Origin of the sequence: Stenotrophomonas riyadhensis (assembly GCF_040256885.1) — a bacterium.
In the GTDB taxonomy this organism is placed as follows: domain Bacteria; phylum Pseudomonadota; class Gammaproteobacteria; order Xanthomonadales; family Xanthomonadaceae; genus Stenotrophomonas; species Stenotrophomonas riyadhensis.
Genome location: NZ_CP155568.1, coordinates 4543410 through 4558577, shown reverse-complemented (window position 1 = coordinate 4558577; position 15168 = coordinate 4543410). Strand labels below are relative to the sequence as shown.

General features: G+C 68.8%; 10 protein-coding genes. All 10 read left to right on the top strand.

Annotated features, from left to right (window positions below):
* Window positions 1–175 precede the first annotated feature (175 nt).
* The 10 genes from SriyCCGPB3_RS20955 to SriyCCGPB3_RS20910 all read left to right on the top strand — a co-directional run bounded on the left by SriyCCGPB3_RS20955 (window position 176) and on the right by SriyCCGPB3_RS20910 (window position 15142).
* Window positions 176–739, top strand: a complete 564-nt coding sequence (locus SriyCCGPB3_RS20955) for an ECF-type sigma factor (protein WP_110714151.1) — start codon at window positions 176–178, stop codon at window positions 737–739.
* Window positions 733–3612, top strand: coding sequence for a protein kinase domain-containing protein (locus SriyCCGPB3_RS20950; RefSeq protein ID WP_153856966.1), 2880 nt, complete (start codon window positions 733–735; stop codon window positions 3610–3612). The genes SriyCCGPB3_RS20955 and SriyCCGPB3_RS20950 overlap by 7 nt, the downstream gene beginning before the upstream one ends.
* A gap of 102 nt (window positions 3613–3714) precedes the next feature.
* Window positions 3715–5739: a type VI secretion system Vgr family protein gene (locus tag SriyCCGPB3_RS20945; RefSeq protein ID WP_350259691.1), complete on the top strand. Its 2025-nt coding sequence runs from the start codon at window positions 3715–3717 to the stop codon at window positions 5737–5739.
* Window positions 5736–6278 (top strand): DUF6931 family protein, encoded by a 543-nt coding sequence (locus SriyCCGPB3_RS20940; RefSeq protein ID WP_350259690.1) that lies wholly within the window; start codon window positions 5736–5738, stop codon window positions 6276–6278. The genes SriyCCGPB3_RS20945 and SriyCCGPB3_RS20940 overlap by 4 nt, the downstream gene beginning before the upstream one ends.
* Before the next feature lie 55 nt (window positions 6279–6333).
* A complete protein-coding gene (gene tagH / locus SriyCCGPB3_RS20935; RefSeq protein ID WP_433963281.1) occupies window positions 6334–7623 on the top strand; it encodes a type VI secretion system-associated FHA domain protein TagH in 1290 nt (429 codons plus the stop codon).
* A 127-nt stretch (window positions 7624–7750) separates the two neighbouring features.
* A complete protein-coding gene (tssK, locus tag SriyCCGPB3_RS20930; protein WP_350259689.1) occupies window positions 7751–9088 on the top strand; it encodes a type VI secretion system baseplate subunit TssK in 1338 nt (445 codons plus the stop codon).
* Window positions 9089–9106: 18 nt separating this feature from the next.
* Window positions 9107–10345 carry a type IVB secretion system protein IcmH/DotU gene (gene icmH / locus SriyCCGPB3_RS20925; RefSeq protein WP_433963280.1) on the top strand — a complete coding sequence of 413 codons (1239 nt, stop codon included), beginning with the start codon at window positions 9107–9109 and terminating at the stop codon, window positions 10343–10345.
* A gap of 3 nt (window positions 10346–10348) precedes the next feature.
* Window positions 10349–13834 carry a type VI secretion system membrane subunit TssM gene (tssM, locus tag SriyCCGPB3_RS20920; RefSeq protein WP_350259688.1) on the top strand — a complete coding sequence of 1162 codons (3486 nt, stop codon included), beginning with the start codon at window positions 10349–10351 and terminating at the stop codon, window positions 13832–13834.
* Window positions 13824–14423: a type VI secretion system-associated protein TagF gene (gene tagF / locus SriyCCGPB3_RS20915; RefSeq protein ID WP_350259687.1), complete on the top strand. Its 600-nt coding sequence runs from the start codon at window positions 13824–13826 to the stop codon at window positions 14421–14423. The genes tssM and tagF overlap by 11 nt, the downstream gene beginning before the upstream one ends.
* Window positions 14424–14428: 5 nt before the next feature.
* Complete coding sequence (locus tag SriyCCGPB3_RS20910) at window positions 14429–15142, top strand: PP2C family protein-serine/threonine phosphatase (protein WP_110714143.1); 714 nt, start codon at window positions 14429–14431, stop codon at window positions 15140–15142.
* The last annotated feature ends 26 nt before the right edge of the window (window positions 15143–15168 follow it).

Below are 15168 nucleotides of genomic sequence, written 5' to 3'. Positions count from 1 at the left end.
TGCTCGCGTAGGATCGACCGCGCCGCGCCTGGGGATCCGCGGCTACGTCCCGGATGACCGCCCTCCCGATACTGTCGCCCCAGCGGCCAGCGCGACGTCTCTTCGTTGCGGGCGGGCAGCGTTTCGCCATGCATCCCTGCATGGCGGCGCGTCCGGCGTCGAGCGAGGGATTGCCATGAATGACACGCTGCCGCCCGCCGAGGGCATCACCCACCTGCTTGCGCGCTGGCAGGACGGCGAAGCACCGGCCAGCGATACGCTGGCGCGACTGGTCTACGACGAACTGCACCAGATCGCGGTGCGCAGCCTGGCACGTGGCGTGGCCGATGGTTTCCAGCCCACCGAGCTGGTCAACGAGGCCTGGATGCGGCTGTCGGCACGCGAGCATGGCTTCGCATCGCGCGGGCATTTCTATGCAGTGGCATCGTTGCAGATGCGCCACCTTCTGGTGGACCTTGCGCGCATGCGCGATCGTGGCAAGCGACGCGGGCAGCAGGTCACGCTGACGGTGAAGCTGGTCGATCCCGGCGTGCAGCCGGTGGACCTGCTCAGCATCGCCGAGGCGTTCGATGAGCTGGCCAGGCTGGATGCCCGCAAGGCGCGTGCGTTCGCGATGACCGAACTGGTCGGGCTGACCGTGGCTGAAACCGCGAATCTGCTGGACATTTCCATTCCCACCGCTGAGCGCGATCTGCGTTTCGTACGCGTCTGGTTGGCCGCACGGTTGTCGTCATGCTGAGCCTGGAGCGCTGGCGCCAGTTGGAAAGTCTCTTCCACCGGGCCAGCGCACTGAGCGGCGCGGCACGTGCGGCGTTCGTACAGGCGGAGGTCGGACATGACCCGCCATTGCGTCGCGAACTGGAGGCGATGCTGGCGGTGGAGGCCGAAGCTACGGTGCGCCTGCGGGTGCCGCTGCGCCAGGCGGTCTCCGAGATCGGCCGCGAACCGCCCCCGATCCTGCCACCGGGTACCCGCTGCGGCCCGTGGGCGGTAGACGCGATGATCGGCACGGGTGGCATGGGCCGGGTCTACCTTGGCCATCGTGCCGACGGCGCCTATCGGCAGCAGGTGGCCATCAAGATGATGGCCAACCCGGGGCTGGATGAGAAAAGCCGAGCGTTCTTCGAGTTCGAATGCCAGATGCAGGCACAGATGCATCACCCGGCCATCGCGCAGATCTATGACGCGGGGATGCATGAGGACGAACGTCCCTACCTGGTGATGGAGTACATCGACGGCGAGGGCATCGACCGCTGGTGCGCCCAGCGTCGCGCACCGCTGGACCTGCGGGTGCGGCTGATGATGCAGGTCTGCCAGGGCGTGCAGCATGCACACCAGAAGGGTGTGATCCATCGCGACCTGAAGCCGAGCAATGTGCTGGTGGGTGCCGTGGATGGCGCACCGCAGCCGAAGATCATCGACTTCGGCATCGCCATTGCCGGCAGCCATGACGATACCGATCGCTGGTCCGGCGGCACGCCGGGCTACATGAGCCCGGAGCAGACAGGCCTGGAGATCGATATCGACGCGCGCAGTGACGTGTACTCGCTGGGCGCGATGCTGCATGAGCTGCTGTGCGGGCAACGGCCACCGGCACGGATGCCGGAGCCGCTGTCGCCGTTGGCAGTGTTCCTCGCTCTGACGGTCGAGGCGCAGGCCGGGATGGCTGCGTCCTGCCAGTGCAGCCGGCGTGAACTGCGGCGGGCTCTGGAGGAAGGCCTGGATGCCATCGTGCGTCGTGCCACCGACCCGCAGCGCTCGGGGCGCTATGACGGTGTATCGGCACTGCTGGCCGACCTCGACCGCTGGTGTCGCAACATTCCGCCGTTGGTGTCACGCCAGCAGCGGTTGCTGGTGGCCCGCAAGTTCCTGCAGCGGCATCGGTTGCCGGTGGTGCTGGCGGCCTTGACCCTGGGCTGCGTGGTGGTTGGCCTGGCGGCATCGCTGTGGGCGCTGCAGCAGGCGCGCAGCCAACAGGCCGTGGCCAGTCACCGCCAGCAGCAACTGGAGCGCATGGTCGAATTCCAGCAGGAGATGCTGCAGAGCGTGGACGTCGATGCGATGGGGCATGCGATGGCCGCGGCCAACGGCGAGGCGATGCAGCGGGCCTTGCAGGATTCAGCTGACGCGCCGCTGGATCTGGAAGCACTGCGGGCCAAGGTTCCGGCCTCGGACATCGCCCGTGACCTGCTGGAGCGCTACGTGGTGGCCCATGCACTGGATCGCCTGCAGCAGGACTTTGCCGATGATCCATCCCTGTCTGCGGACCTGCGCCAGTCGCTGGCCCGCGTGCTGATTTCGATCGGCCGTTACCCGGCAGCGGTGCGCGAGCTGCAGTCGGTGCTGTCGGTGCAGCGCGAGCAGCATGCAGGCGGCCTGCGCCTGGTATCGGCGCTGGCTGATCTGGCCGATGCGCTGTATCGCCGCGGCAACCTGGTCGAGGCGCGCGGCCTGCTGGACGAAGCCCTGTCACTCCAGCGGCCGGAGCTGGCGCCGGACAATCCGCTGTGGCTGCGGGTGGGCGCGCAGCAGGCGCAGGTGATGGCGGGGCAGGGAGAACTGGGGAAGGCGCTGCAGCGGCAGCAGGCCCTGGTCACGGCGTGGACGCCGCGGCTGGAGAAGGACGCCCCCGCGCTGTTGGAACTGGAGCTGGGCATGGTGACCACGCTCAGCGAGCTGACCCGCCGCGAAGAGGCCCTGGCGCGGCTGGAGCCCCTGCTGCCCCGGTTCCGCGCGCGTTTTGGTGACAACGCACCGCGCACGCTGGCGGCGATGCTGATGCTGGCGCGCCTGCAGAACACGTTCAACGAATACGAAAACTCGTTGGCGCTGGCCAGCGAAGTGCGCCAGCGGCGCGAGCGCAGCCTCGGCTCCGAGCATCCCGACACGCTTGCGGCGGCGGCCCTGCAGGGCTTCAACATGGTGCGCCTGGCACAGGCCGAGCCGGCGTTCACCCAGACCCAGGCCTTCATGGAGCACCTGCTGGGCGAGCAGCAGCGCGTGCTGGGGCCCGACCACCCGGATGCCCTGCAGACCAAGGCGGAGCTGATCCGGGTGCTGGCCAAGCAGGATGATCCGCAGCGCTTCGAGCGTGCCGTGCAGCTGCAGCGTGAACTGCTGCAGCAGCGCACGCGCACGCTTGGGCGGATGCATCCGGACACGCTGTTCACCCTGGGCGGGCTGGCCAGCATGCTGGCCAGGACCGATCACTACGATGAGGCGCGCGAGGCGGCGTATGCCGCGCTGGAAGGCAACCAACGGCTGATGCCGGACGACTATCGCCTGATCTCGGCGACCTGGGACGTGGTGGGGCGGGTCGAGAACCGTGCCGGCCGCTTGCCGGCCGCGCGCGATGCCCATGCCAAGGCATTGGAACTGCGCGCCTCCAGCCGCGGCGTGCTCGACGCGCATACGACGGAGAGCGCGTCGCGGCTCTACGCCGTGCTCAAGCGCATGCATGCCACCGAGGCGATGGCCGACATCGAACGGCACTATCTCGATCCGGTGATCGCACGGGACCCGGCAACGCTCAATACATCGCAGCGCAGCGTGCGCGACGAAGCACTGAGGGCGCTGAAGGAACCGGGGGAGCCGGGCAGCCTCGGCCGGTGAGACGAAATGCCGGTTGCGCGCCGGCAACGCGTGGGAGCATCCGGTCGCGGATCCGGCCAGCACCCGCGCGGGCCGGACGAATCTTCTCCACAGTGGACGGGCATGGCGCGCACGATCTCCCTGCAGTCGGACCTGGGCGGACGACTGCGCTTCCAGCAGCTTCAGGGCCGTGAGTCGCTCGGCCAACCCTACCGCTATGTGCTGTCGGCACTGTGCAGTGGAGATCCGCCGGATCCCTCCCGCCTGCTTGGCACTCCGTTCGGCATCAGCCTGGTGCATGACAATGGCAGCCGCCATCTGCATGGCATCGTCGCGGCCGTCGCCCTGCTGGGGCAGCGCGAGGTGGGCGATGAACGCTTCACCGCGATCGAAGTCACCCTGGTGCCGCGTCTGTGGCTGCTTGGCCAGCAGCACGACAGCCGCATATTTTCCGGGCAATCGGTGGCGGACATCGTGCGCACGCTGCTGTCGGAGATCGGTTGCACCGATGTGCGGCTGCAGTTGGGGGGCCATCCTGTCGTGCGCGATTACTGTGTCCAGTACGATGAGCCGAGCCTGGACTTCATCCATCGGCTGTTGCAGCAGGAAGGCCTCTACTACTACTTCGAGCACGCTGCAGATCGCCACACGCTGGTGCTTGCCGATGGCCTGGGCGCCCATGCCACGGTGGCACCGTTCGAGCGCCTGCCCTGGCAGGCCGAGCGTGAGCCGCCGGCGCTGGGAGCACCGGGCATGGCCGACTGGCAGCAGCAGCACCAGCTGCGCCCGACGCACTGGCAGCTGGATGAGTTCGATCCGGCGAAGCCGCGCGCGGTGCTGCTGGCAGAGGCGCAGGCCGATCGCGATGACGGTGCCGGTACGCGTTCCATCTACCGCGGCCATGGCCGGCAGCAGAGCGCGGAACAGGGCCGGCAGCGGGCACAGGTGCGCGTTGAAGCCGAGCAGGCCGCACGTGCGCAGTGGCATGGCCGCACCCGCGCCTGGAACCTGGGTGCCGGCCATCTGTTCGAACTCGAAGGCTGTCCGCAGGCCGGCTGCAACCGGCAGTACCTGGTGGTGGCCAGCGAGCTTGACGTCGTCGAGGCGGCTCCCGGTTCGGTAACGGCCAGTGCGGGTCCATCACTGCAGTGCCGGTTGCAGGTACTCGACAGTCGCGTGCCGTACCGTTCGCTGGCCGACACGCGGTGGCCGCGCATTGCCGGCCTGCAGAGCGCCATCGTGGCCGGCGACAACGACGAGGACATTGCCGTGGATGCGCAGGGACGGGTGAACGTGCATTTCCACTGGAGCCGCGCGGCCCGCAGCCATGGTCGCGTTTCGTGCCCGGTACGCGTGGCGACGTCCTGGGCGGGCAAGGGGTGGGGGGCGCAGAGCCTGCCGCGGGTCGGCCAGGAAGTACTGGTCGCGTTCCTCGAGGGCGACCCGGACCGGCCGCTCATTGTCGGCAGCGTCTTCAATGCGGACCACGTGCCACCCTATGCGTTGCCGGAACAGCGGACGCGCTCGGGCATCCGCAGCCGCAGCCATCCCGATGGGGGCGCGGATGACTACAACGAGATCTGCTTCGAGGACCGCAAGGGCGCCGAGGAGTTGCGCCTGCACGCGCAACGCGACCTGCATGTGGAGGCCGAGCATGACCGCACCCTGAAGGTCGGCCATGACCAGCAGGCCACCATCGGCAACGACCAGACCCTCACCGTCGAGCATGACCAGCGTGCCACGATCCGCCACGACCGCAGCATCAAGGTCGACAATGAAGACTCGCTGGACGTGGGCACCCATGCGCGGATCCACGTCGGCCAGCGCTTCCGGCTGGAGGCTGGGCAGGAGATCGAGCTGGTCACCGGCGCCTCGCGCATCGTGATGAACAGCGCCGGTGACATCGCGGTCGAGGGCGTTAACGTGCGCATCGGTGGCAACAGCACGGTAGAGATCGAAGGAGGCGTGGAAGTCCGCATCAAGGCGGGCGCCAGCATGGATATCGGTGCGGGGGCGAGCCTGAAGATGCACTCCGACGCCACCCTGCAGGTGCAGGGTGGGGCGATGGCCGAGGTCAAGGCGCCGATGCTGACCCTGTCCGGCGACGCATTGGCCAAGCTGGCCGCCGCGCTGGTGACGATCGGATGAGCATGCACATGGATACGGTCGCGCAGGCCTGTGCGGAGATGCAGGTCGAGGCGCAGGCCTGCGCGGTGCTGGCGCCCGGGCTGCCGCCGGCCCAGGCAGTACGGGTGCTGCTGCAGGCCGGCTACGTGCAGGCCGCGTTGCAGCTGGCCGCGCGCCTGTTGCCCAAGCGCTACGTGGTGGCCTGGCTGTGCCAGTGCGCACGTGGTGAAACGCTGGCGCCGGAAGCACGTGCGGGGGCCATGCTGGCCGAGCGCTGGTTGCGCGAGCCCAGTGAAGGTAACCGCCGTGCTGCCTTCGAGTTCGCCAATGCCGGTGGCTACCGCAGCGTGGGTGCCTGGCTGGCAGCCAGTGCCGGCTGGGCCGAGGGCAGTCTGGCACCGGCAGGGCAACCGGTGGTGGTGGTGCCGCCGGACCACCTGGTGGCGTGCGCCGCCGTCGCAGCGCTGGGCCTGCTTGCCGCCGAGCAGCCGCAGGCCTTCCAGCAACGCAGGCGTGGCTATGCCGAGCAGGCTCTGGCGCTGCTGGACGCGGCGCGATGAACCGCTGTTCCACCCATGACGCCTACGTTGACGTTGCTGACGGAGCACCGCCGCTGTGAATGCCATCCACAATCTGATCCTGACCGTCAGTGGCCGCCAGGCCGCGCAGTTCGGGCCCGCAGCACAGAAGGTCTTCATGCAGGGTGGGGGCAGCCTGGGCCGTTCCGACGAGTGTGACTGGGTGCTGCCTGCCTCGGGTGTGTCGCGCACCCACGCGGTGGTGCGCTTCCTCAACGGCATGTACTTCATCGAAGACTGCAGCACCAACGGGCTGCTGCTCAACGGCCAGGCGCTGGTGCGTGGCGAGCCGGCTGCACTTGGCGACGGTGACCGCTTGCAGCTGGACAGTTTCGAGATCGATGTCCGCCTGCAGAGCGTGGGGCCATCGTCGATGCCGCTACCGGGCGCAGACGCCGGCAATCCCGACCTGACCCAGGTGGTGGTGGCCGCGCTGCCACGGCACGAGGGTGCAGCCGTGCCTGTGTTGGAGGATCCGTTTGACGTGCTGTGGGGACGCGCGACGGGAGGGGCCTCCGCAGCGCCGGATGCCATGGTGGCGGACTTGGCACTGGCGCCGCAGGACGAACTGGATCCGTTGCGTCTGCTGCCCGCCAGTGCAGCAGCGCCCGCACCGCCGCGCAGTGACGCCGATGGCTGGCACCACGCCGCCGCCAGCCACGATCATTTCCGTCCGCCCGCACCGGTACAGGCGACGCAGCGGTTGCCCGACGACTGGGATCTGACCCAGGGAGACTTCAGAGCGGCAGCGCCATCGGCGCCGGCCGCTGCCCCCGCCCGCACGCCGGGGGCAGCGATGCCGGAAGATCTGGACCGGGTGTTTGCGATCGTGGTGGAAGGGGTGATGGACGTGCTGCGCGCCCGTGCGGAAATCAAGAACACCTTCCGCCTTCCGGTCACCGTGATCCAGCGTTCGGAGAACAATCCACTGAAGTTCGCCGCCACCACGCAGGAGGCGATGCAGAAGCTGTCGGCGCCCGCCGGCGGTGCGTTCCTCAGCGGCGCTGCGGCGTTCGATGATGCCTTCGATGACATCCGCTGCCACCAGATGGCCATGCTGGCTGGCATGCGCGCCGCTTACGAGGCAATGCTGTTCCACTTCAGTCCCGACCGGATCGAGCAGGAGGCCGATGGCAACGGTCGCCGTCTGGCGTTCGCCGGCAAGGGACGCTACTGGGACCGCTATCGCGAGAACTTCCAGCGCATGGTCAAGGATCCGGATGACTGCTTCCGCCGCTTGTTCGGCGATGAGTTCGCGCGAGCCTATGAAACGCAGCTGGCTCGCTATCGCAGCAGTCGCAGCAGCGGTGGTCCACGCCCGGGCTGAGACGAATTGTCGGGCCGACACCGGTGTTGCTGCCGACAATCGCGGGCAGCTGGCGCATGGGGTCGTGGCGTGTTCGCGCATCGCCCACGCATGCGCCGTGTCCCGCCGCCACCTGTGAGCCGCACGGATGACCCAGAACAACAAGGTCGTATGGAGCGAGGGGCTGTTCCTGCGGCCACAGCACCTGCAGCAACAGGAGCGCTACCTGGAGCGCTACGTCGACCTGCGCGTCGCGCAGCCGCCGTCACGCGCCTGGGGTTTCACCGAACTGGAACTGGAGAGTGACCTGCTGGCGGTCGGCAAGCTCGGCCTGCGTCGTGCGCGCGGGGTGTTCCCCGATGGCACGCCGTTCGCGATGCCAGCCGATGACCCACTGCCGGCCGCACTCGACCTCGATCCCAACGGTCGCGACCAGACGATCTACCTGACCCTGCCGTTGCGCCTGGCATCGCAGGTGGATGTGGGCCGTCCTGAATCACCCGGTGATCAGCTGTACCGCTACCGGGTGCGCGAAAGTGAAGCGCTGGATGCATCCGGAAGCGTGGAGGAGCGCGTGCTGATGGAGGTGGGCAGCCTCAACGCGCGCCTGCTGCCCGAGTCGCAACCGCAGGAAGGATTGGCCCGGATCGCGGTGGCGCACGTGGTGGAAACCCGGGCGGATCGCCGCGTGGTGCTCGACGAGACCTTCATTCCCAGCGTGGCGTCCAGTGCGTCGTCGCCGCGACTGGCAACCTTCCTGGTCGAACTGCTGGGCCTGTTGCATCAGCGCGGTGAGGCGCTGGCGGCGCGGGTAGCGGTCACTGATCGCGGTGGCGCTGCGGAGATCGCCGACTTCCTGCTGCTGCAGGTGGTCAATCGCTGGCAACCGGTGCTGTCGCACTGGGCGGCACAGCCACAGCTGCATCCGGAAGCACTGTATCGCGCGCTGCTGGCGCTGGCCGGCGAGCTGAGCACGTTCACCGCAGCCGGGAAACGCCCGCCGGTGTTCGCCCCTTACCGTCACGAAGCGCTGCGCGAGAGCTTCGAACCGATCATTGCGGCCCTGCGTGGCAGCCTCAGCGCGGTGCTGGAACAGACTGCACTGGCGATCCCGGTACAGGAACGCAAGTTCGGGGTATGGGTGGCGGTGATCCCTGATCCCGGCCTGCTGGACAATGCCCAGTTCGTGCTCGCGGTGCGCGCGGACCTGCCCAGCGAGGAACTGCGGCGGCGCCTGCCGTCGACCGCCAAGATTGGTCCCGTCGAGCAGATCCGTGATCTGGTCAATCTGCAGTTGCCGGGCATCGGGCTGGCACCGATGGCGGTGGCACCGCGGCAGATTCCCTACCACGCCGGCCACGTCTACTTCGAGTTCGAAACGCAGTCGCCTTTGTGGCGAGCGCTGCGTGGCGCCGGTGGCCTGGCCCTGCATCTGGGCAACGAGTTTCCCGGTCTGGGTGTGCAGCTGTGGGCCATCCGGGGGTAGCCGATGAACGCACGGGACATGCGCAATCCGCTGATGCAGGATCGGCCCGGCAACCCGCCTGCCGATTCACCGGATTCGCGCGCGGAGATCAGCGAGTTCCTGGGGGACAGCCTCAACCCGCTGGTGCAGGCGGCAACGCCGCTGCTGCTGCTGGCGGTACAGCTGCGCCACAGTGCGCAGGTTCCTGACCTTGCGCGCCTGCGGGAACAGGCCGAGCTGCAGGTCCGGCGTCTGGAGACACGGCTGCGCGAAGCGCGCTATCCGGCCGATGTGGTGATGACCGCACGCTACGTGCTGTGCGCGGTGGTCGACGAAGCCGTGCTCAACGCGCCGTGGGGCGAACGCAGCGGATGGGCCCAGCGCACCCTGCTGACCGCCTTCCACGGTGAATCCTATGGTGGCGCCAAGTTCTTCGTGATCCTTGAACGGCTGCTGCAGGATCCGGGCCGGCATCTGGAACTGCTGGAGCTGCTGTACCTGTGCCTGGCAATGGGATTCGCTGGCCGCTACCAGATCGAGGCTGATGGCAGCCTGCGCCTGTCGGCGATCCAGGACGATCTGTATCGCCGCATCCGCAGTCAGCGTGGCGCGCCGCCGGAAGAGCTTTCGCCACGCTGGCAGGGCGTGGCCGAGCGGACCTGGCGTGGCCGTTGGCATCTGCCGCTGTGGGTCAGCGTGGCGGTTGCAGCCAGCGTGCTGCTGGTGGCGTTCCTGTGGGCGAACGCGCGCTTGAGTGCATTGGCGGCACCCATCAACGCCGAAGCGGCGCGGATGGGCCTGCAGGTCAGCCATGTACCGAACGCAGCCGTGCAGGTACCGGCGCTGGGCCTGAAGCAGCGATTGGCTGCGGAGGAGCGTGCCGGCCTTCTCAGCGTGGACGAAGCCGCTGACGGCAGTGCCCGCATACGACTGAACGCTGCGGCCATGTTCGGTTCGGGGGGGATCGAGCTGGAGGCCGCGCAGCGGCCGCTGTTGGCCGCCATCGCGCGTGCGATCGATCCACTGCGGGGTCGGGTGGTGGTAGTGGGCCATACCGATGACCAACCCGTGCGGTCGGCGCTGTGGAAGGACAACTACGCCCTGTCGGCTGCACGCGCGCGGGCGGTGGCCGATGTGCTGGGCGCCGGCTTGCGCGACCACGCCCGGATCGAGACCGTCGGCGCGGGCGATTCGCAACCACTGGCGACGCCGCCGCAGTTGCCGGCCAACCGTGCACGCAATCGCCGTGTCGACATCCTGTTCCAGCCGGGGGACTGAACCATGCAGGCAATCATGGGCGCGCTGCGCCGGGTGAACTGGGTGGTTGCCGCCGGCGTGTTGCTGCTGGCACTGCTGGTGTGGTTCGGCGGCCCCTGGGTCGCGATTGCCGGACGCGTACCGCTGGCGGGCGTGATGGCGCGGCTGCTGGTGCTGCTGGTACTGGTGCTGACGGTGACGGGAATCGTGCTGGTGCGCCGCTGGCGCCGGCGCCGCCGCGAGCAGCGCATGGGCGAAGCGCTGCGCCAGGGGGATGACCCGGCGCAACGCCTCGCCAGCGAGCGCAGCCAGCTTGAGCGCCGCTTCGAGGAGGCGTTGGCCCTGCTGCGCCGGCGCCGTGGGGGGGGCATCGGCCAGCTGCCGTGGTACCTGCTGATCGGCCCACCTGGATCGGGCAAGACCACACTGCTGCAGAATTCCGGCCTGCAGTTCCCGCTGGCCGCACGACTTGGCAACGATGCAGTGCGCGGGGTGGGCGGCACCCGCCAGTGCGACTGGTGGTTCACCGATCAGGCCGTGTTCCTCGATACCGCTGGCCGATATACCACCCAGGATTCGGACCGTACGGTGGACGCGGCGGGGTGGCGGGACTTCCTGCAGCTGCTGCGTCGCCACCGTCGCGCGCGCCCATTGAATGGCGTCGTGGTCAGCATGAGCCTGTCCGATCTGCTGCAGCTTGATGCAGGCGAGCGTGAGCAGCATGCACGTGCGATCCGGCAGCGCCTGGATGAGTTGGCCGAGCACCTGCAGCTGCAGGTGCCGGTCTACCTGGTGCTGACCAAGTGCGATCTGCTGGCGGGGTTCGGCGAGTTCTTCGACGACCTGGGTGCAGACCAGCGCAGCCAGGTCTGGGGCACCACCTTCCCGTTGCAGAAGACGCTCGATGGCAGCGCGGCGCGCAGTTTCGCCGATGCCTATGCGCGACTGCTGGACCGGCTCAATGCGCGGGTACTGCAACGCCTGCACGATGAGCGCGAACGTGGCCGTCGTGCGGCGCTGCTCGCGTTCCCGCCGCAGTTCGCCGCTCTGGGCGAGAGCGCGCGACAGTTCATCGAGTCCGCCTTCGCAGGGCATGCCTACGCACCCGCACCCTTGCTGCGGGGGGTGTACTTCACTTCAGGTACGCAGGAAGGCACGCCGATCGACCGCATGCTCGGTGCGGTGGCACGCAGCTTCGGCCTGGATGCAGCACGCGCGCCTGCGCCTTCGGCTGCACCACGGACCTTCTTCGTCGAGCGGCTGCTGCGCGAAGTGGTGCTGCCCGAGCACGGACTGGCCGGCTTCCAGCCGCAGGCCCAGCGCCGTCGTCGGCGCTGGCACTGGGCCGCCCAGGCTGCCGTGCTGGTGGTGTCTGCAGGAGGGCTGGCGGCGATGGCAGCCAGCTACCAGGGCAACCGTGACTACCTGCTGCAGGCGCGGCAGGCGATGCAGCAGCGCCCGCAGACGCCGGATCCGGGCGCAGCGACCGACCTGCGCGGCTATCTGGAGCGGGCGGTGCAGCGAGGCCAGGCAAGTGCCGCTGCGGTGGCGGCTGCTGCCCCCACGCAGCCGGTGCCGTGGCGTATGCGCTGGGGCCTGTACCAGGGGGATGCCGTGCAGCGGACGTTGCGTGAGGCCTACCTGCGCGAACTCAACGCGACGCTGTTGCCTGGTGTGGCCGCGCAGCTGCGCGAGGGTCTTGGCGACAGCGCGTCCGATCCGCAGCGCCTTTACTACTACCTGAAGGGCTACCTGATGCTGGGCGAGCCTGCGCGCCTGCAGCCGACGCAGCTCGGCCTGCTGGCCGGGCTCGACGCACGGCACCGTTTCGGCGGCGACACGGTGCTGGCCGACGCCTATGACACGCAGCTGTCGGCATTGCTGGCTGCGAAGGGGCAGCTGCGCGCGATCCGTCCTGATCCGGTGCGCGTGGAACAGGCGCGCGCCAGCCTGCGTGCAGCGGAGCTGGCGACGCTGGTCTACAGCGACCTGAGCCTGCAGGCCCGTGCGCAGCCTGCCACGCTGCGCCTGGACAAGGCGCTGGGCCTGCAGGCCGACGCGTTCGAGCGGCGTAGTGGCGTGCCGTTGTCGTCGCCGTGGCCGGCGCTTTACACGCAACCCGTGTTTGCCCAGCTTGCCCGCCAAGGCGTGGACGACGCCGTTGCGCGCTTCGTTGCCGATGACTGGGTGCTTGGCCCGCAACGGATCGACGCCTTGGGGCGGGCGCGGCTGGTACAGCAGGTCCTGCGTCACTATGAGCGTGACTACATCCGGGCCTGGGATGAACTGATGGCCGACCTGCAGTTGCGACCCGGTGCTGATGATACGGAGGCTTCCGCCCAGCTGGCACGCATTGCAGGCCCGACCTCGCCGTTGCGCCTGCTGCTGGTGCTGCTGCGCGATCAGACCCAGGATCTGCTGCGTGTGCCCGCCGGCAATGCGGCCCGTGCAACGGCCGATGCCGCGAAGGCCAAGGTAGGTGCGGCGGCGCTGGCCAGGGCAGGGGCCGGCGGCGCGGCGCTGCAGGCTGCACTGGCACCGGCCGTGGGGGAGGCGGCCGCACGCCCTGCCGGAGCAGCGATCAGTGATCACTTCGCCGCACTGGCCCAACTGTGTGCGGGCGCTCCCGGCGCGACGCCGCTTGACCAGGCCCTGGCCAGCTTCGCGCAACTGGGCGAGCGGTTGCTGGCGCCCCCTGCGGCGGGCTCGGTTGATACCCGACTGCAGCAGGCCAGCCAGCAGGCCGCGCAGCTGCCTCCACCCGTTTCGACCTGGTTGCTGGCGCTGACCGGCCAGAGCGCCGCAGCCATCGGCGCGCAGGACCAGGCCGTGCTCGACGAGCGTGTCGCCACCAGCGTGGGCCAGGTCTGTGGTGAATTCACCGGTCACCGCTATCCATTCGATCGCAGTGCCAGCGAGGACACGCCGCTGCAGAATTTCGCCGAACTGTTCGGCAACGGCGGGCGTTTTGATGGCCTGTTCCGGCAGACCCTGGCGCCGCTGCTCGATACGCGTACGCCCACATGGCGGTGGAAAGAGGATGCCCCCCCCGGCAGTGACCCGGCGCTGCCGGCGCGCATGCAGCTGGCCGATGCGATCCGCCAGAAATACTTCCGTGGCGGCGAACAGCCGCTGGTCGAGTTCACCCTGCTGGCACCGCAGCTGGGTGAAGGCGTGGCACGGCTGCAGATCGATATCGAGGGACAGACGCTGGACTATACCGCCGGCGCCGTAGCCAGCCTGCCGGTGCGATGGCCGGGCCCGACTCCCGGCCATGTTTCGGTAGCGGCGTTCGACGCAGCCGGCACGCCACTGGGCGCGCTGCAGTTCCAGGGCGACTGGGCACTGTTCCGCGCGTTGCAGGCGGGCATGCTGGAGGCGCGCTCGGATCTGCGCTACGTGCTGCATCTGGATATCGGTGGCCACCCCACGGCGCTGCCGCTGCAGGCCCGCAACCTGCGCCATCCGTTCAATGACGCCGACCTGGCACGGTTCCGCTGTGGCAGCTGATGCATCGTCGCTGGCGCCGGTGGTTGGCTTCCACGGCAAGTTGCCTGGTATCGGCGATTTCGCGCGGCGCCGCCTGTCCGATGCGCTCGTGCAGGCCTGGGACGCGCATGCCAGCCTGCAGTTGTCCCGTCATCCCCAGCTGGCCGGGACGGCTGGCAACGGCTGGTCGTTCGCTCTGGCCGCCGGGCTCTGCGACGTGCAGGGCTGGGCGGGCGTGGTGGCGCCATCGCGTGATCGGGTGGGCCGGGCCTTCCCCTTGCTGCTGGCGTTGCCGCTGACCACTGAGGACCCGATGCAGGCTCCGCAGCTTCCCTGTGCGTGCTGGTTCGACGCGCTGCACGCGCTGCAGGCGCAGGTGAGGCAGGGCGTGCTGCAGCTGCCGGATGCGTTGGACAGCGCCTGTCACGAACTGCCACCGGCATGGCCGGGACAGGCCGGCCCTGTCGCGTGGCAGACGTGCTGGGCGCAGCGCGGCAGCCTGTGGTGGCGCGACGCGCATGCCCCCAGCGCGCTGCCGGGCCTGCCTGTTGACGGTGTACTGCCGCCCGCGATCGATGCCCCGTGCATCCTCGAAGAGCGTGCGCCATGAATGCCATGGGTACCCGCTATGCATCGGCCGGCCACACCGACACCGGAAAGGTACGGCGGCTCAACGAGGACGCGATCCTGCTGCGTGACGACGTTGGTCTTTGGGTGGTTGCCGATGGCCTGGGTGGCCACGCCGCTGGTGATTTCGCCAGTGGCCTGATCGTCGAGCGGTTGTCGCGCCTGCCACGGCAGGAGGACGTGGTCGATTTCATCGAGGCCATCGAGGACACGCTGCAGCAGGTCAACCAGGAACTGCTGCGACGCGCGCATGACCTGCGTGTGGACCTGATCGGCTCGACCGTGGTGGTGCTGGTGCAGGACCGCGATTTCATGCTGTGCGGCTGGGTGGGGGACAGCCGCGCCTATGGCATGGAAGACGGCTGCCTGCGCCAGCTTACCCGTGACCATGTGCACGGCATCAAGGACGACGCCACCCAGTTCGCCGGCTCTGCCGCCGTGGCCGCGCCTGGCACGCTGACCCGGGCTGTCGGCGCGCAGGAGGGCCTGCTGATCGATTGGATCGTTGCCAGCCATGCCGCGGGCACACCGTTCCTGCTGTGCAGCGACGGGGTCAACAAGGAAATCCCCGATGCCGAGCTTGATATGGAGTGCCGTCGCCAGCGCGAGCCACGCGTGCTGCTGGCGCGGCTGTTCGAACTGGCCCTGGGACGCGCCGCCCGCGACAACGTGTCGGCGGTCATCGTGTGCAGGCAGGAGTGAACGACGTGCAAGAGGACACGACCTCC